This window comes from Kingella denitrificans ATCC 33394, from assembly GCF_000190695.1.
In the GTDB taxonomy this organism is placed as follows: domain Bacteria; phylum Pseudomonadota; class Gammaproteobacteria; order Burkholderiales; family Neisseriaceae; genus Kingella_A; species Kingella_A denitrificans.
The window spans coordinates 1,758,933-1,774,784 of record NZ_GL870929.1 but is presented as its reverse complement, the minus strand read 5'-3'; the positions used below and the strand labels follow the sequence as shown (position 1 = coordinate 1,774,784).

At 55.9% G+C, this 15,852-nt stretch carries 15 protein-coding genes and 2 tRNA genes; 3 read left to right on the top strand and 14 right to left on the bottom strand.

Annotation, left to right across the window (positions count from 1 at the left end):
* Positions 1 to 7 precede the first annotated feature (7 nt).
* The 11 genes from dnaG to HMPREF9098_RS08810 form a co-directional block, all read right to left on the bottom strand.
* Complete coding sequence (dnaG, locus tag HMPREF9098_RS08860) at positions 8 to 1,765, bottom strand: DNA primase (RefSeq protein WP_003784048.1); 1,758 nt, start codon at positions 1,763 to 1,765, stop codon at positions 8 to 10.
* A gap of 109 nt (positions 1,766 to 1,874) precedes the next feature.
* A complete protein-coding gene (locus HMPREF9098_RS08855) occupies positions 1,875 to 2,435 on the bottom strand; it encodes a hypothetical protein (protein ID WP_003784044.1) in 561 nt (186 codons plus the stop codon).
* A 91-nt stretch (positions 2,436 to 2,526) separates the two neighbouring features.
* On the bottom strand, positions 2,527 to 3,078 hold the full coding sequence (locus HMPREF9098_RS08850; RefSeq protein ID WP_003784043.1) for a hypothetical protein: 552 nt from the start codon (positions 3,076 to 3,078) through the stop codon (positions 2,527 to 2,529).
* A gap of 77 nt (positions 3,079 to 3,155) precedes the next feature.
* On the bottom strand, positions 3,156 to 3,809 hold the full coding sequence (locus tag HMPREF9098_RS08845; RefSeq protein WP_040564407.1) for an FABP family protein: 654 nt from the start codon (positions 3,807 to 3,809) through the stop codon (positions 3,156 to 3,158).
* Between the two features lie 124 nt (positions 3,810 to 3,933).
* Entirely contained in the window at positions 3,934 to 4,620 is a 687-nt protein-coding gene (locus HMPREF9098_RS08840) for a class I SAM-dependent methyltransferase (RefSeq protein WP_040564406.1), read from the bottom strand.
* A gap of 120 nt (positions 4,621 to 4,740) precedes the next feature.
* A complete protein-coding gene (locus HMPREF9098_RS08835) occupies positions 4,741 to 5,562 on the bottom strand; it encodes a hypothetical protein (protein WP_003784038.1) in 822 nt (273 codons plus the stop codon).
* Positions 5,563 to 5,724: 162 nt separating this feature from the next.
* On the bottom strand, positions 5,725 to 6,249 hold the full coding sequence (locus tag HMPREF9098_RS08830; RefSeq protein WP_169309625.1) for a tetratricopeptide repeat protein: 525 nt from the start codon (positions 6,247 to 6,249) through the stop codon (positions 5,725 to 5,727).
* Positions 6,250 to 6,569: 320 nt separating this feature from the next.
* Complete coding sequence (gene argH, locus HMPREF9098_RS08825; protein WP_003784034.1) at positions 6,570 to 7,961, bottom strand: argininosuccinate lyase; 1,392 nt, start codon at positions 7,959 to 7,961, stop codon at positions 6,570 to 6,572.
* Positions 7,962 to 8,047: 86 nt separating this feature from the next.
* Positions 8,048 to 8,695, bottom strand: coding sequence for a hypothetical protein (locus HMPREF9098_RS08820; protein ID WP_003784033.1), 648 nt, complete (start codon positions 8,693 to 8,695; stop codon positions 8,048 to 8,050).
* Positions 8,696 to 8,771: 76 nt separating this feature from the next.
* The gene (locus HMPREF9098_RS08815; RefSeq protein WP_040564405.1) at positions 8,772 to 9,305 is read right to left on the bottom strand and encodes a methylated-DNA--[protein]-cysteine S-methyltransferase; all 534 of its coding nucleotides are present in this window, start codon (positions 9,303 to 9,305) and stop codon (positions 8,772 to 8,774) included.
* Positions 9,306 to 9,349: 44 nt separating this feature from the next.
* Complete coding sequence (locus HMPREF9098_RS08810) at positions 9,350 to 10,240, bottom strand: LysR family transcriptional regulator (protein WP_003784031.1); 891 nt, start codon at positions 10,238 to 10,240, stop codon at positions 9,350 to 9,352.
* Between the two features lie 173 nt (positions 10,241 to 10,413).
* Between HMPREF9098_RS08810 and HMPREF9098_RS08805 the strand changes: the two genes are divergently transcribed.
* Both HMPREF9098_RS08805 and HMPREF9098_RS08800 read left to right on the top strand, forming a co-directional pair.
* Positions 10,414 to 10,908 carry a GNAT family N-acetyltransferase gene (locus HMPREF9098_RS08805; protein ID WP_003784030.1) on the top strand — a complete coding sequence of 165 codons (495 nt, stop codon included), beginning with the start codon at positions 10,414 to 10,416 and terminating at the stop codon, positions 10,906 to 10,908.
* Positions 10,909 to 10,987: 79 nt separating this feature from the next.
* Positions 10,988 to 11,081, top strand: a tRNA-Ser gene (locus HMPREF9098_RS08800).
* Positions 11,082 to 11,202: 121 nt separating this feature from the next.
* Here the strand turns inward: HMPREF9098_RS08800 and clpB are convergent.
* Complete coding sequence (gene clpB, locus HMPREF9098_RS08795; protein ID WP_003784029.1) at positions 11,203 to 13,779, bottom strand: ATP-dependent chaperone ClpB; 2,577 nt, start codon at positions 13,777 to 13,779, stop codon at positions 11,203 to 11,205.
* Positions 13,780 to 14,104: 325 nt separating this feature from the next.
* Between clpB and HMPREF9098_RS08790 the strand changes: the two genes are divergently transcribed.
* Positions 14,105 to 14,195, top strand: a tRNA-Ser gene (locus HMPREF9098_RS08790).
* A 226-nt stretch (positions 14,196 to 14,421) separates the two neighbouring features.
* Here the strand turns inward: HMPREF9098_RS08790 and HMPREF9098_RS08785 are convergent.
* Both HMPREF9098_RS08785 and HMPREF9098_RS08780 read right to left on the bottom strand, forming a co-directional pair.
* Positions 14,422 to 15,090, bottom strand: a complete 669-nt coding sequence (locus HMPREF9098_RS08785; RefSeq protein WP_003784021.1) for an amino acid ABC transporter permease — start codon at positions 15,088 to 15,090, stop codon at positions 14,422 to 14,424.
* Complete coding sequence (locus HMPREF9098_RS08780) at positions 15,080 to 15,739, bottom strand: amino acid ABC transporter permease (protein WP_003784019.1); 660 nt, start codon at positions 15,737 to 15,739, stop codon at positions 15,080 to 15,082. Before HMPREF9098_RS08780 ends, HMPREF9098_RS08785 begins: the two co-directional genes overlap by 11 nt.
* Between the last annotated feature and the right edge of the window lie 113 nt (positions 15,740 to 15,852).

Sequence of the window (15,852 nt, the reverse complement as noted above, 5' to 3'; positions counted from 1 at the left end):
TTTCGTGTTATTTCATGGTCAGCAGGCTAATCAGCAGTTTCTTTTCATCGGGTGAAAGCTGCGGTTTCTGCCGCAGGCGGTTGATGTGTTCGGTTTGCGCCTTCTGGACGATTTTGCGCATGCCGTCTTGAAATTCCTGCAATTTTTCCGCGCCGTTGTCGTTAATGCTGTCGGCTTCGGCGGCGTGGGCGAACACGCTGTCCAAAATAGCGAAATGCGGCGACTGGCGGAAATGTTCCAGCGCCTGCGCGGCGGTAATCGGGCGTTGGCGGTAGAGTTTGGCCAAATCGAGCAGGCAGGCCAGCTCGTCCGAAATATCGAGATAATCGGGGAAGGAGACGTATTCCGCCCATTCGGCGTTAAACAGCAGGGTGCGCAGTTGCTGTTGCAGCAGCGTGGCAGGTGCAGGCTGCCTGTAACTTTCACGCGGCAGCTGGTAGCTTTTGGCGGCCACATGGCGCTGCGGCGCGGCCTGCCCCATCAGTTGCGCCAAATTATTCGGGTCAATGCCGGTTTTTTCGCTGAGTTCTTGGCGCAGCAAATACGACAATGTGGGTGCTTGTGTGATTTGGCGCAACAAGGGCGCGGCGTGTTTGACCAGCTCGGCTTTGGCTTCTTGGGTGTTCGGCTCTGTGCCGGCGGTGAGCGTTTCCCAAAAATAGTGCGATAAGGGCTTGCTTTCGTGCAGCAGCGCTTCTTCAAAGCGTTGGCGGCCGTATTGGCGGATAAAGCTGTCGGGGTCGTGTTCGGGCGGCAGGAACAAGAACGACAGGGTTTTGTCGTCTTTGAGCTGCGGCAGAGCGTTTTCCAGCGCGCGCCATGCGGCTTTGCGGCCGGCCGCGTCGCCGTCGAAACAGAAATAAACGTGGTCGGTTTGGCGGAACAGGAGTTTGATGTGCTCGGCGGTGGTGGACGTGCCCAGTGCGGCAACGGCATAGCCCACGCCGAATTGCGCCAGCGCCACCACGTCCATATAGCCTTCCACCACCAGAATGCGGCCCGCGTCTTTCACGGCTTGGCGCGCTTCGTGCAAACCGTACAGGTTTTTGCCCTTGTCGAACAGGGGCGTGTCGGGCGAATTGAGATATTTTGGCTTGGAATCGTCCAGCACGCGGCCGCCGAAGCCGATGACCTGCCCCGAAATATTGCGGATGGGGAACATGATGCGGTGGCGGAAGCGGTCATATTGGCGGCCTTCATTGTCCAGCACCATGCCGCTGTCTATCAGCGCCGCGCTCGGATAAGGCTGGAACACTTGTGCCAGCGGCGACCAGCCTTCGGGCGCGTAGCCGATGCCGTAATGCGCGATAATTTCGGGCGACAGGCCGCGCCCCGTCACATATTGCCACGCCTGCGGCGAACGCGGCAGTTGCTGTTCGTAAAACGTGCAGGCTGCCTGCACCACCTGTTCCAGCGTTTGCTGTTGCTGTTTTTTGGCGGCACGCTGGGCGGCGGCCTGCGGGTTTTCCTCACGGACATTGGGCACGCTCATGCCCACGCGGTCGGCCAAAAGCTGCACGGCTTCGACAAAGCCCAAACCTTGGTGCTCCATCACAAAGCCGATGGCCGACCCGTGCGCGCCGCAGCCGAAGCAATGGTAAAACTGCTTGCTGGGGCTCACGGAAAAGCTGGGCGTTTTTTCTTTGTGGAACGGGCAGCACGCCATGTAGTTCGCCCCGCCCTTTTTCAGCGGGACGTATTGGTCGATGACATCGACAATATCGGTTTTGGCCAGCAGGTCGTCAACGAAGTCTTGGGGAATCATAAAGCAGGAACGGGCAATAAGGGCAACGGGTTATTCGGAAAATGTGCAGGCTGCCTGCGGCTCACACGCCATAAAAGCAGCCTGCACCTTCGGCATACGGCAACGCGACTCAATCTTTCGACACGGTGATGACCGGTTCGGCTTCCGCGTCCTTCAATTCCACGTTGTCGTCCGGCAGATGGTTGTCGCGGAAATCGGCAAACCATTCGTCATCGGGAAACAGGGCAAGCGCGTTTTCCAAGGTGGAATACAATTCGTTTTTCGCCTTGTGCGCATCGGCAAACACTTCGTTGGCGCGTTCGGTTTCGCCTGCGGTGGCCAATGCGCGGGCAAAGGCTTCGCGGCCGGCCACCCAGTAATTCAGCGCAATCAACCGCTGCGCCCACACTTCGGGAAAATGCCGGTTGCTTTGCAGCAGCGCGTATAAAATCCGCAAGGCCACGCGCAGGCGGCCGTTTTCGCGGATGTCCATGCTGCCAGAAGGCGGCTGAACGCAAAGTTCGCAAGCAAAAGAAAGCCAGAAAATGCCTTTGTGGTCGGTGGGCGCGGTTTGGCGCAGATAGTCGAAATCGACGGTTTGGTTGTCATCTTGCACCAATTCGCGGATTTTTTGCAGGAAATCGCGTTCTTCGTGCGAAAGTTCGGGGTTGAATTCGGGTAGTTCGGTCATGTGTGTTCCATATCATCCATGTGCAGGCTGCTTTTGAACGGGCGGATGATGGCCGCCAAAAGCAGCCTGCACCTGCGGCACGCCATCGGCGTTAATTTTGTGTTGCGACACCGCTGGCGGCATCCGCATTGTCTTCTTCGTCTTCCAGATAATCGTGGCGGAAGTTGATAAACCATTGGTCGCCCGGAAAACGAACCAACGCTTCGTCCAAAAAAGCATACATTTCGTTTTTCAGTTGCTGCGCTTCTTCACGGATGGCCGGCGCTTGTTCACGCAAATCTTCCGTGATGGCCGCGACATTGGCAAAGGCTTCCAGGCCGGAACTCAAATAGAGCAGCCCCATCAGTCGGCACGACCACACTTGGGGGACATGGCTGTTGCTTTCCAGCAGTGCGTATAAAATCCGCAAAGCCACGGACAGGCGGCCGTTTTCACGGATGTCCAAGCTGCCCGACGGCGGCAAGGTGCAGAGTTCGCAGGCAAAAGAAAGCCAGAAAATGCCTTTGTTGTCGGTAGGCGTTTTTTGGCGCAATGTGTCGAAATCGATGGTTTGGTCATCGTCCTTCACCCATTGGCGGACTTGCTGCAGGAAGGCGCGTTCTTCGGGTGAGAGTTCGGGGCTGAATTCGGGTAAGTCGGCCATGTGTTTTCCGGAAAATCAATGTGCAGGCTGCTTTTGGACGGGCGGATGATGGCCGACAAAAGCAGCCTGCACTATGGTTAGGATTGCTGTTCGGCCAACGCGGTCGGGTTGGGCGTGGCTTCGCCGACTTTGTGCAACGTGTTGAAATCGGTGTGCTCGAACGGTTTGTCGTAGTTCGGCACCGTCATCACGGTATTCTGTTCATACGACCAAGTGCCGTCGTCGTGCACGGTAACGGTGATGGTGTAGCTTTCCATGCGGAACGATTCTTCCAAAAACGGATTGGAAGAAATGCCGTTCACATTCGCGCCGCGTTTTGCGGTCACGGTAAAAGTTTTCGCATCGGCGGCGGCATTACCGGTGGCCATCACGGTCAGGCCGCGCGGAATGGTGAGCGTTTGAATCAGGTTGCCCGTGGCGGGTTCCCACAGCCAGTAGCCCACTTGGTCGTGGAAGGTTTCCACTTCGCCCGGCTCGACAATATGGATGTGGTAACGCAGGCCGTAATAAATTTGCGGGCCGTTGGCCTGTGCGTCAATCGGCTGCATTTCCACGCGCTCGATATAGGCGGAATCTTCCGGGCCGTCTGCTTTCGGGCTGGTGTCCATGCCTTTGTCGCCCTGCCAAATGCCGGCCAACGCAGCCAACGGGCCCAGATGGGCAAGCGTGTTGCTGTCGGCATCGCCTTCGGTGTAAATGTCTTTCGGGTAGGTATGCGGTTTCAGGTTCATCTTCGTTCCTTGATTCTGTTGGATAAAATTCTGCCCGACGGCAAAAAAGCAGCCTGCACTTTCCGCTGCCGCCATCGGGGAAAAAGCATTGGATATTATAAATGTTTTTGCGCACGCACCCAAATCACGGTTTCTGCGCGGCGAACACAATGAAATTGTAATATTGGTAATACACGGCGGGCTGCGGAAAGCCGGCTTGTTTCAGCCATGCTTCCTGCGCGCGCCATGTCGCCATTTTGTCCAATTTGATGCGCTCGAAGGCGGCGGCTTTTGCCGCATCGTCCAAAAACGTATCGGCCAGGACGTGTTCGCGCCACGCGGCGGTGTACAGGGTTTCGGCAGCGGCATTCTCGCCCAGCACCTGGTCGGCATTGATCAGCCAGCCGTTCGGTTTGAGCCATTGGAACACGTGGCGGAAAAGCTGCTGCTTGCCTTCGTCGTCCAAATGATGGATGGCCAATCCCGACACGGCCAAATCGACCGATTGCGGCGGCAAATCCAAATCGGCAAAGGCGCATTCCAAAAAATCAAACTGTGGCCGCCCTGCAAACCGCTGCCGTGCCTTGTCCAGCATTTGCGCGGACACATCCGCCAGCGTGAAGCGGGCATTCGGGAACGCGGGCAGCAGCATGGCGCTCATCAGCCCCGTGCCTGCGCCCAAATCCAAAATGTGCCGCACATTCCCTGCCTGCCGCGCCAGCCGCACTGCCATGCCGTAAAAATCGTGAAAACAGGGAATCAGGGCTTGGCGTTGGCGGTCGTATTGTTCGGAGACGGCGTTGAATTGGGCTTGGATATTCTCGGTATTCATATATTTGTTTAGTAAAGATATTTTTGAGTGCAGGCTGCTTTTTATAATGAGCATGACGGCGATACGCCATGAAACTATCCGTATTCGGTAAAGGCAGGTGCAGGCTGCCTGAAAGCCTGTTTAACGCTGCGACAATACATCAGGCAAGAGCAGCGTCCGCTCGGTTCCCCGCACGGTTCTGACCATTTCACGGGGGATTTTCGGTTCGCATTGCGCCCAGGCGTTTTCCTGCGCTTGGGGCGACAGTTTTTCAGGCCGCCCCAAATGGTGCAGCGTACCGTTTTTCAGATGAGTCAAGCGGCGTGTTTTACGGTCGAACGCCAATTCAAAATTCAAGGTTTCGCGCATTGCCTGTTCATTGGGATTCAGCCGCACATACTGGCTTTGGCCAACCGCAAAACGGAATATCTGCGAACCGTCTTCCGAGCGCACAAACACGTAGCGCGTATTGTCGGGCATCGGCACTTTGACATTTCTTTCAATGCCCTGCCCTTCGGCAAACAGCGGCTTAAACGCGCCTTCGCCCGGCCAATCCGCCTTTGTGCTGAATGCCAATGCGGGATTGATGTCGATGGCGTCCTGCAAAACCAGCGGTGCCAAAAACACTACCCTTTTTTCTTTACCGAACATCTGCTGCGTTTCTGCCAGCGTTTTCGCGTCCATTTCAGGATTGGCCACCATGACCAACGCAGGCAGCCCCAGGTGTTTTTCTGTCAGCCTCAGGCGGATGCTGCCGTTTTGCCCGTCCATTTTCTGCCACGAGCCGCCTGTGTGCATATCAATGCCGCCAGCTGAAATGGCGAAGCAAAAACGCTGTTTGTCCAGCAGCAACAGCCGGGCGGTGATGTCCGCGTTGTCCTGCCGGTACATGCCGACGAACGGTTCGTCTGCGCGGGCGGACAATGCCGCGCCGAGCAACAAAAGAAATAGAATTTTTTTCATGGATACGACCTCTGCCTATTTCCCTTCGCATTTTGCCTGCGGGGAACGGCGGCAATGATTTTGTTGGAAGATAAAGAATGTGCAGGCTGCCTGAACATTGGAAAAGCAGCCTGCACTCTGTTTTGTGCACCGAACGGCCGTTTGCAATGCGGTGCAGGCTTATTAGTCGGTACGGTTTATTTCCTGTAAGACGCGTTGTGCGTCTGCATCGCCTTGTTCGGCAGTCTTTTCCAGCCAGATTTTAGCTTGACCATTGTCTTGCACCGTTCCGCGCCCTTGGAGATACATCATGCCCAAGCTGTATTGGGCGGGCGCGAAACCTAGTTCCGCCGATTTGCGGTACCAATCCAATGCCTGCCGAGCGTCCTGCGCCACGCCTTTGCCTTCATCGTACATCATGCCCAAGAAATATTGTGCGTTGGCGTACCCTTGTTGCGCCGATTTGCGGCACCAGTCGGCGGCTTGGCGGTAATCCTGTGCCACGCCCATTCCTTCGGTGTGCATAAGGCACAAATTGAACTGTGCGTAGGAGTCGCCCTGCGCCGCAGATTTTTCATACCAATGAATGGCTTGGCGATAATTCTGTTCCGTTTTCAAACCGAAATGGTACATCTGTCCCAGCCGGTATTGCGCTTGGGCATGCCCCCTGCGCCGCCAGTTCACGCAATACGGGTAACGCCGCCGCATAATCGCCTCTGTCAAAAGCCTGCACCGCGCGATGGAATTTCTGCTCGGTCGATGAAGAAGCCCATGCAGCAGCGGGTGCAGGCTGCTTTTCGGGCTGTTGATGCCCGCGTGCGGCGAAGGCGGGGGTTGCCAGCAAAAAGGCAGCGGCCGCTGCGGCATAGAAGGTTGTCGGGAATGAAGGTTTCATGAATTGTCCTTTGAATCAGTAAACAACGGTTGGGCAAGGCAGTGTTCGGTCGGCGGAAAAATGCAGGCTGCCTGAACACCCGAAAAGCAGCCTGCACTTCCAAATCCAAAGTGCAGGCTGCCTGAAACCGCTGTTACGCGTCTGCCGCCAGCAGCTCCCGCCAGCGGGCTACCTGAAATTTCACCTGTTCCGGCGCGGTGCCGCCCAGGTGGTTGCGGGCGTTCAGGCTGCCTTCGGGGGTGAGCACTTGGTAAACGTCGTTTTCAATCAATGTGCTGAAGCCTTGCAGCACGGTGAGCGGCAGATCTTCCAGCCCGCAGCCTGCCTGTTCGGCGTGGCGCACGGCTTGGGCGACGGCTTCGTGGCTGTCGCGGAAGGGCAGGCCTTTTTTGACCAGATAATCCGCCAAATCGGTGGCGGTGGCGAAGCCTTGCAGCACGGCGGCGCGCATGGCTTCGGGCTTCACGGTGATGCCGCGCATCATGTCGGCGTAAATCCGCAGCGTGTCGATGAGCGTGTCCACAGTGTCGAAGAGCGGCTCTTTGTCTTCCTGATTGTCTTTGTTATACGCCAGCGGCTGGGATTTCATCAGCATAATCAGGCCGGTGAGGTGGCCGATGACACGGCCGGATTTGCCGCGCACGAGTTCGGGCACGTCGGGGTTTTTCTTCTGCGGCATGATGCTGGAACCGGTGCAGAAGCGGTCGGCAATGTCGATGAAGCCGAAGCGGGGCGACATCCACAAAATCAGTTCTTCGGACAGGCGGCTCAAATGCACCATGACGAGCGAGGCGGCGGCGGTGAATTCGATGGCGAAGTCGCGGTCGGACACGGCGTCGAGCGAGTTTTGGCAGATTTGCTCGAAGCCCAGGAGTGCGGCGGTGGTTTCGCGGCGAACGGGGAAGGTGGTACCGGCCAATGCGGCGGCGCCCAGCGGCATGCGGTTGGTGCGGCGGCGGCAGTCGGCCATGCGTTCGTCGTCGCGGCCGAACATTTCCACATAGGCGAGCAGGTGGTGGCCGAAGCTGACGGGTTGGGCTACCTGAAGGTGCGTGAAGCCGGGCATGACGGTGGCGGCGTTTTGTTCGGCCAAATCGAGCAGGGCAGCCTGCAGGTCTTTAATCAGGCGGCGGATGGTGGAGATTTCGTCGCGCAGCCACAGGCGGATGTCGGTGGCGACTTGGTCGTTGCGGCTGCGGCCGGTGTGCAGGCGTTTGCCGGCGTCGCCGATTTTGTCGGTGAGGCGGCGTTCGATGTTCATGTGCACGTCTTCCAAATCGAGCGACCATTGCAGGCTGCCTGCTTCGATTTCGGCTTGGATTTCGGCCATGCCGCGCCGAATGTCGGCCAAATCCTGCGCGGAGAGCACGCCGGCTTCGTGCAGCATCTGCGCGTGCGCGAGCGAGCCTTGGATGTCGTGGCGGGCGAGGCGTTGGTCGAAGTTGATGGAGGCGGTGTATTGTTTGACGAGTTCGGACACGGGCTCGTTGAAACGGCCGGACCAGGTTTTGTTGTCGGTGGTCATGATGGGGTTCCTTTGTATGAAGTTGGGGGGATGGGATGGGGTGCAGGCTGCTTTTGGCGGCATGATCTGCCCGAACCGCGGCTATCTCACGATTTATATTGCAGCTTTTGGATAATGGCAAGCCGTTCGGCTTCGTTTTCCGCGTCTATCAGGCTTTGCAGGATTTTCGGCAGGCGTTTGCCGTGCGGCAGGGCCATAACGGACAGCGATAAGGAATAAAATTCTTCGTTTTCAATGGCTTGCATATCTTTCTTAAGCGCATCGACATAGCGACCCATCTCGGCCAAGAAGGCTGCCGCCTGTTCGTCTGTGGCATTGTCGGGCAGCGGCTGCGGAGCTTCGGGAAACTCGGGCAGGTCGTTTGCCATCAGGGTCAGCATATAGGACCGAGGGTCGAGTTTCGGGCTGCCCAAATTGCGCCACGTATAAAACGCTTCTTTGCGTTTGCGCGGTTTATATGTGCCGTCCAGTATGTTTTCGCTGAATTTGGTGTGGATAAACAGGCCTTTGGGGCTGAGTGTGATCTGGGGGCGGCGGTCGAGCAGGACGCGGATAAATAAAAGGAAAAAAGCCGACAGAAGGATGATGCCCGATATGATAATGGTAAAAGGAATGCTGTCGGGCGGCTCGGAAAGCAGCGCAACGGCCAACGCGGCACACACGGCCATCGGCAGGGCGAGGCGGCATAACACGGTGAGGGGGCTGTTGTATAAGGTGTATTCGTTGGCGGGCATAATGAGTTTCCTTTGCGCGGGTTTCGGCCGCCGTTGCCAAAAAGCAGCCTGCACTTTTCAAGCGTTCATTATCGCGTCAATCAAACAAGCCGCCGAAAGCAGCCTGCATGCCTTGTTCGTGTTGCAGCAGCCATGCTTTGCGCTGCAAGCCGCCGGCGTAACCCGTCAGGCTGCCGTCCGCGCCAATCACGCGGTGGCACGGAATGATGATGGACACGCGGTTCTGCCCGTTGGCATTGGCCACGGCGCGCACGGCGGTCGGCCTGCCGAGCCGTTCGGCCTGTTCGCGGTAGCTGGCCGTTTTGCCGTAAGGAATCTGCCGCAAGCCTTGCCACACGGCGGCCTGAAACGGCGTGGACGGTGTGTGCAAGGCCACGTTGAACGTGTGCAGGCTGCCTACAAAATAGTCGCGCAATTCCTGTTCCGCCTGAGCCAAATGTTCGTTCGTGCCCGCAATCATCGGACGTTTCAGCAGCCGCTGCAAATCCTGCTGTTCGCGTTCTACGCGGCGGCTGCCGACAAATTCCAGCAGGCAGAGCCCCTGTTCGGTGGCGCAGGCAATCAGGTCGCCCAAAGGGCTGGGGAAAACGGTGGTGAGGATACTGGACATGGCGGTTTCTCTATTCGGATAGCGCAATCAAACAGGTTCGGCGGCTATGGTTGCGCGGCAGACATGGCCTGCTGCATAAATTCGATAAAGCTGCGGACTTTGGCTTTCATGAAGCGGCGGTTGGCATACACGGCGTATAGCGGCGGAATGTTGATTTGGTGTTGCGGCAGCAGGTGGACGAGGCGGCCGTCGGACAGGGCGTCATCCGCCAGCCACGAAGGCATATAGCCGATGCCTGCGCCGGCCAAAATCAGTGCGGCCACCATCTGCGTGTGGTTGCTGGCGACCGTGCCGTGCAGGTGCAGGCTGCTTTTTTCGCCCGAATGCTCGATTTGCATTTTCGACATATCAGCATAAGAAGGCATCACGGCTTGGTGCCGTTCCAAATCCGCCACCGTTTCCGGCAGGCCGTGACGGGCGATGTACGCGGGCGATGCCACCAGGTAAAACGGTATGTTGCCCAAAGGCTTGGCAACGATATTGTCCGCCAATTCATACGACAGGCGCAAAGCCAAATCTTCGCCGTCGCTGTTTAAATCCACCGCACGATTGGTCAGCGTGAGCATCAGCTCCACTTCGGGATACGCTTCCCGATACGCCTGCACCAGCCGCGCAAAATAATCGCAGGCAAACCACACCGGCGCGCTGATGCGCAACAGCCCCTGCGGCGTGCAAACACCGGCCTGTGCCTGCTCGTTTGCCTGCGCCAGCAGCTCCAGAATATGCGAACAGTCGCGGAAATATTGCTCGCCCTGCTCGGTCAGCTTCAGGCTGCGGTTGTTGCGGTAAAGCAGCTGCGTGCCCAGATTTTTTTCCAGGGCGGCCACGTGTTTGCTCGCCATCGGAATCGAAATATCCAACAATTCCGCAGCCTTGGTAAAACTGCCGCTTTGCACCACTTGGCAAAACACTTTCAAACTCAAGAGCGTATCCATAAGCCTCTTTGCAATGTGGAAAGTTGGGATGATTGTATAAGGAATGGCGCGATTTTTCCATGTTTATAGCGCCCGCGGGCAAAAGCAGCCTGCACCCGCCCCGCCATATCGAAAATCCGCCCAATCCGCTATATAATGCACGCCCACACACCAACCCTTCCCACCGAACACCCATGATGCCCCAACTGCCCACGCTGCTGCGTCCGGCACGTCACGAAGACTGCCCCCAAATTTTGCGCGTACACCGCCATGCCGTCCGCTATTCCTGCCTGAAAAGCTACACCCCGGAAATCATGAACGCATGGCTCGACCTGCTGGAACCGGAAAGCTATCTCGGCCCAATCGACAACCCAAACAAAGCACTGTGGCTGATTGAATACGAAAACCAAATCCAAGGTTTTTTCCTGTTGAACTACGCTGAAGCGCAACTGGAAGCGTTATACGTCCACCCCGTGGTGCATTATTCCGGCTTGGGCACCGCCCTGCTGAAAAAGGCGGAAGCCCTCGCCATACAAGCCGATTTGAGCTTATTGAGCCTGTACGCCTCCAAAAATTCCATTGAATTTTACCGAATCAACGGCTACGAATCGCTGGGCGAAGCCATCATGCCGCTGAACGAACACATCCAAGCCGAATGCCTCTTAATGCGGAAATATTTATCACAATAAAAACATTGCATTATATTTGCCATATAGAATAAGGATTGACGATTATCCTAGCGCCACAGTAGAATGTCGGTTTCCAAATGGAGTAGTGGCTGAGAGGCTGAAGGCACACCCCTGCTAAGGGTGCATCTGGGCTATAACCTGGATCGAGGGTTCGAATCCCTCCTACTCCGCCAAAATACACAAAAACCTACTGATAACACAGTAGGTTTTTTGTTTTGGCTTATTCGTCAAACCAAAAAAGCAGCCTGCACTTCCATTTCTAGAAGTGCAGGCTGCTTTTTCATTGCGGCCGCATCAGGCAAATACTAACGTATCGCCCTCCGCTTCCACTTTAATTGTACTGCCCGCAGCATATTTCCCTGCCAACAGCGCTTTGGCCAGCGGATTTTCAATCTCCGACTGAATCGCCCGTTTGAGCGGACGCGCGCCGTAAATCGGATCAAACCCGGCCTTCGCCAACACGTCCAAAGCGGCATCGGATACCTGCAAATACAGGCCTTGCGCTTCTAAACGTTTTTTCAGGCCGTCCAACTGGATTTGCGCAATGCGGCGGATATGCGCCTGACCGAGCGCGTGGAACACCACCACTTCATCAATACGGTTGATGAGTTCAGGACGGAAATAGTCTTTCACATCAGCCATCACAGCGGCTTTCACCGCTTCATAAGGTGCTTCCGCACCCAGTTCCTGAATGTGCTGGCTGCCGATGTTGCTCGTCATCACCACCACGGTGTTTTTGAAGTCCACCGTGCGACCTTGGCCGTCGGTCAGGCGGCCGTCGTCCAACACTTGCAGCAGGATGTTGAACACATCCGGATGCGCTTTTTCCACTTCGTCCAGCAAAATCACGCTGTACGGTTTACGTCGCACCTGCTCGGTCAGATAGCCGCCCTCTTCGTAGCCCACATAGCCCGGAGGCGCACCAATCAGCCGCGCAACGCTGTGTTTTTCCATGTATTCCGACATATCCACGCGGATTAAATGGTCTTCGCTGTCAAACAGGAAGCTCGCCAACGTTTTGCACAACTCGGTTTTACCCACGCCGGTCGGACCCAAGAACAGGAAGCTGCCGTAAGGCTTGTTCGGGTCGGCCAGGCCGGAGCGGCTGCGGCGGATGGCATCGGCCACGGCGCGCACGGCTTCGTCCTGCCCCACCACGCGGTTGTGCAGCACGTCTTCCATGCGCAGCAGTTTTTCGCGCTCACCTTCCATCATTTTGGACACGGGAATACCCGTCATGCGCGACACGATTTCGGCAATTTCCTCCGCGCCCACTTCGGTGCGGAACAGCGTGTTGGTGGTTTTTTGGTTGCCTGCGCGCTCCGCATCTTTCAGTTGCAGGGTCAGTTTGGGCAATTCGCCGTATTCCAATTCCGAAGCCAAGCCATAATCGCCCACGCGTTTGGCCTGTTCGATTTTGTGTTTGATTTCGTCGATTTGCGCCTTCAAATCGGTCAGGCTCACGGCAGAAGCTTTTTCGGCCTTCCACACTTCGTCCAAATCGGCATATTCTTTTTCCAAGCCGGCAATTTCTTCGTCAATCAAAGCTAGACGTTTTTTGCTCGCCTCGTCGCTTTCTTTGGAAACGTGCATTTTCTCCATTTTCAGTTGGATGATGCGGCGGTCGAGCTTGTCCATCTGCTCGGGTTTGGTTTCTTTCTCGATTTTGATGCGGCTGGCCGCTTCGTCAATCAAATCAATGGCTTTGTCGGGCAGGAAGCGGTCGGTAATATAGCGGTTGGACAATTCTGCCGCCGCCACAATCGCAGGGTCGGTAATTTCCACGCCGTGGTGGATTTCGTAGCGGTCCTGCAAGCCGCGCAGAATCGCAATCGTGTCTTCCACGCTCGGTTCGCCCACCAGCACTTTTTGGAAGCGGCGTTCCAGCGCAGCATCTTTTTCGATGTATTGGCGGTATTCGTCCAGCGTGGTTGCGCCGATGCAGTGCAGTTCGCCACGCGCCAAAGCCGGTTTCAGCATATTGCCCGCGTCCATAGCGCCGTCTGTTTTGCCCGCGCCCACCAATGTGTGGATTTCGTCAATAAAAATCAGCGTGTTGCCGTCGTCCTGCGCCAAATCGTTCAGCACGGCTTTCAGGCGTTCTTCAAATTCACCGCGGTATTTCGCACCGGCAATCAGGGCGGCCAAATCCAGCACCAGCAGGCGTTTGCCGCGCAGGGATTCGGGCACTTCGCCGTTCACGATGCGCTGCGCCAAGCCTTCCACAATCGCCGTTTTGCCGACGCCGGGTTCGCCAATCAGCACGGGGTTGTTTTTGGTGCGCCGTTGCAGCACCTGAATGGCGCGGCGGATTTCGTCGTCGCGGCCGATAACGGGGTCGAGCTTGCCTTCGCGCGCCCGTTCGGTTAAGTCCAAAGTGTATTTTTTCAACGCTTCGCGTTGGTCTTCTGCATTGGGATTGTCCACGGTTTTTCCTTGATTTAATTGTTCAATGGCCTGATTCAGCCGCGCTTCGGTAACGCCTGCGTTTTTCAGAATCTGCCCCGTTGCGCCGTTTTCCTGCAACAGGCCCAGCAGGAACAGCTCGCTGGCGATATAGGCATCGCCGCGCTTCACGGCCGCTTTGTCCATCAGGTTAAGCACATTTTGCAGTTCGCGGCTGGGCATCATTTCGCCGCCCTGCCCCGACACTTTCGGCAAGCTGTTCAAAGCAGCCTGCACCCCTTGTTTGATGCTCGACAGGTTGCCGCCGGCATTCACCAGCAACGCGCCCATGCCGCTTTCCGTATCGTCCAGCAGCGCTTTTAAAACGTGCGTTGCTTCCAAATAGGCGTTGTCGGCCGCCAAGGCTTGGCTTTGCGCGGTTTGCAGGGCGGACTGGAATTTGGTGGTTAATTTATCGTATCTCATGAATATCTTCCTTTTCTGCCGCGCCCTTGGCGGGAACGGCGGTTTTTCATCATTCTTGCCCTCAAAATGGGGCAGAAAATTAAATTGTCAAGTGTATTTTGAAAAAAAATTTTGCAAAAGCAGCCTGCAATCGGTTTCGGCAATGTGCAGGCTGCTTTTTTCGATACGGCAACTTCATTGCAATCAATGCCTTATTGTTTCCACTGCCTGAAAAGAAATTAAATTGTGATTAAAATGAAGCAAATAATCCTTTTTTTGCGGTTTTTTGCGCGAAATCCCTTGATGACCGCAAAAAATCCATGTATATTTGCGCACTTCAAGACGCGGAGGTTTGGCAGAGCGGTTTAATGCAACGGTCTTGAAAACCGTCGAGGGTTGATAGCCCTCCGTGAGTTCGAATCTCACAGCCTCCGCCACCCATTTTAAAACCCCTTGTTTCCGAACAAGGGGTTTTTGCTTTCCGCCGGTTTTATAGTGGATAAAAATAAAAATGAGACAAGGCGGCGAGCCGCAAGGCGTACAAGTAGTACGTCAAGGCGAGCCAACGCCGTATCATTGCAATTTTAATCCACTATATCTGCGCGGCAAACGCAAAAAAAGCAGCCAGCACCTTCATTGCCAAAGTGCAGGCTGCTTTTTGATTTATGCCACCCATTTTTTCTCCAGCCGGTTGGCCACCAGCGAAAGCGGATAACACACGATAAAATACAGAATGAAAATCAGGCCGTACACCCAAAGCGAGGCATTGGGCTGGGTGAGCAGCGAATTTTCAATGATTTGCTGGCCGACTTTCACCACCTCAATCACGCCAATCAGGGCGGCAAGCGAACTGGTTTTCACCATGCGCGTGAACAGGTTGATGGCGCTGGGCAGCACGCGGCGCAGGCCTTGCGGCGCTTCAATGTATAAGAAAACTTGGCGGCGGTTCAGCCCCAGTGCCAAACCCGCTTCGATTTGGTGTTTGTCGATGGATTGCAATGCGCCGCGCACCAAATCGCCCATTTCCGCCGTGCCCCACAGCACGAATATCCACACGCACACCCAAAGCCCGTCCAGATGGATGCCCGTCCACTCCGGCAGACCGAAATACAGCAAAAACAGCCACACCAAAATAGGGATGATGCGCACGGCTTCCAGATAAAGAAAGCAGCCTGCACGCAGCAGCGCATTGCGCGAACGCATCAGCAAGCCGAATGCCGTGCCGGTAACGCAGGAAATACCCACCGATATAAACGAAATTTTTGCCGTGAGCCACAGCCCCGCCGCCAAACGCTGAAGGTTTTGCCCTTCCATAAGCCAGTCAAGCACCATATTTCGCCCTCCGCACCTTGCGTTCCGCATATCGCGCCCACACGGACACGGGCAGCAGGATAATCAAATAGCTGACAAATAACAAAAACAATGCCTCGTTGGTTTTATAGTCCATGCCGATGATATCTTTGGTGACAAACATCAGCTCCGCCACCGACACCGCGCCAATCACCGATGTTTCCTTAATTAAAAACAACACATTGGCGGCAATGGCCGGCAAAGACACCGCCCAAGCCTGCGGCAACACGACATATCGGAAAATCTGCACGTTGCCCAAACCGATGGCTTTGGCCGCCTCGGTCTGCCCTTTCGGCACTGCCAGCAAACCCGCGCGCAAGGCTTCGGCCATATAACCGCCGCCCAAAAACACCAGCGCAATCACGCCGCAGGTGAACCCGTCGATTTTGATGCCGATTTTGGGCAGGCCGTAATACAGAAAAAACAGCTGGATTAACAAAGGCGTATTGCGCGAAAGCTCCACATAGCCGCGCGAAAGCCTGTCCAGCACAGGCAGCCGGTATGCCATGCAGACAGCGGCCGCCAAGCCGACCGCCAGCGACAACACAATGCCGTATGCCGCCAGTTCCAACGTGAGCTTCGCCGCATGGAAAAAACGGGGCGCAGCTTGAATAATATAGTGCCAATTCATAATGAAAATGCAGAAAGAAAATGCCGTTCGTGTACAAAACGGCGGTTAAATTTTGTTAATGCGGATTATAGCGGAGTTTTGCACGCGGTGCATGGCGGCGTGCAGGCTGCTTT

Excerpts from the sequence above, each read along its gene's own strand:
- dnaG (WP_003784048.1), bottom strand. The coding sequence starts at position 1,765 with ATGATTCCCCAAGACTTCGTTGACGACCTGCTGGCCAAAACCGATATT.
- HMPREF9098_RS08855 (WP_003784044.1), bottom strand. The coding sequence starts at position 2,435 with ATGACCGAACTACCCGAATTCAACCCCGAACTTTCGCACGAAGAACGC.
- HMPREF9098_RS08850 (WP_003784043.1), bottom strand. The coding sequence starts at position 3,078 with ATGGCCGACTTACCCGAATTCAGCCCCGAACTCTCACCCGAAGAACGC.
- HMPREF9098_RS08845 (WP_040564407.1), bottom strand. The coding sequence starts at position 3,809 with ATGAACCTGAAACCGCATACCTACCCGAAAGACATTTACACCGAAGGC.
- HMPREF9098_RS08840 (WP_040564406.1), bottom strand. The coding sequence starts at position 4,620 with ATGAATACCGAGAATATCCAAGCCCAATTCAACGCCGTCTCCGAACAA.
- HMPREF9098_RS08835 (WP_003784038.1), bottom strand. The coding sequence starts at position 5,562 with ATGAAAAAAATTCTATTTCTTTTGTTGCTCGGCGCGGCATTGTCCGCC.
- HMPREF9098_RS08830 (WP_169309625.1), bottom strand. The coding sequence starts at position 6,249 with ATGCGGCGGCGTTACCCGTATTGCGTGAACTGGCGGCGCAGGGGGCAT.
- argH (WP_003784034.1), bottom strand. The coding sequence starts at position 7,961 with ATGACCACCGACAACAAAACCTGGTCCGGCCGTTTCAACGAGCCCGTG.
- HMPREF9098_RS08820 (WP_003784033.1), bottom strand. The coding sequence starts at position 8,695 with ATGCCCGCCAACGAATACACCTTATACAACAGCCCCCTCACCGTGTTA.
- HMPREF9098_RS08815 (WP_040564405.1), bottom strand. The coding sequence starts at position 9,305 with ATGTCCAGTATCCTCACCACCGTTTTCCCCAGCCCTTTGGGCGACCTG.
- HMPREF9098_RS08810 (WP_003784031.1), bottom strand. The coding sequence starts at position 10,240 with ATGGATACGCTCTTGAGTTTGAAAGTGTTTTGCCAAGTGGTGCAAAGC.
- HMPREF9098_RS08805 (WP_003784030.1), top strand. The coding sequence starts at position 10,414 with ATGATGCCCCAACTGCCCACGCTGCTGCGTCCGGCACGTCACGAAGAC.
- clpB (WP_003784029.1), bottom strand. The coding sequence starts at position 13,779 with ATGAGATACGATAAATTAACCACCAAATTCCAGTCCGCCCTGCAAACC.
- HMPREF9098_RS08785 (WP_003784021.1), bottom strand. The coding sequence starts at position 15,090 with ATGGTGCTTGACTGGCTTATGGAAGGGCAAAACCTTCAGCGTTTGGCG.
- HMPREF9098_RS08780 (WP_003784019.1), bottom strand. The coding sequence starts at position 15,739 with ATGAATTGGCACTATATTATTCAAGCTGCGCCCCGTTTTTTCCATGCG.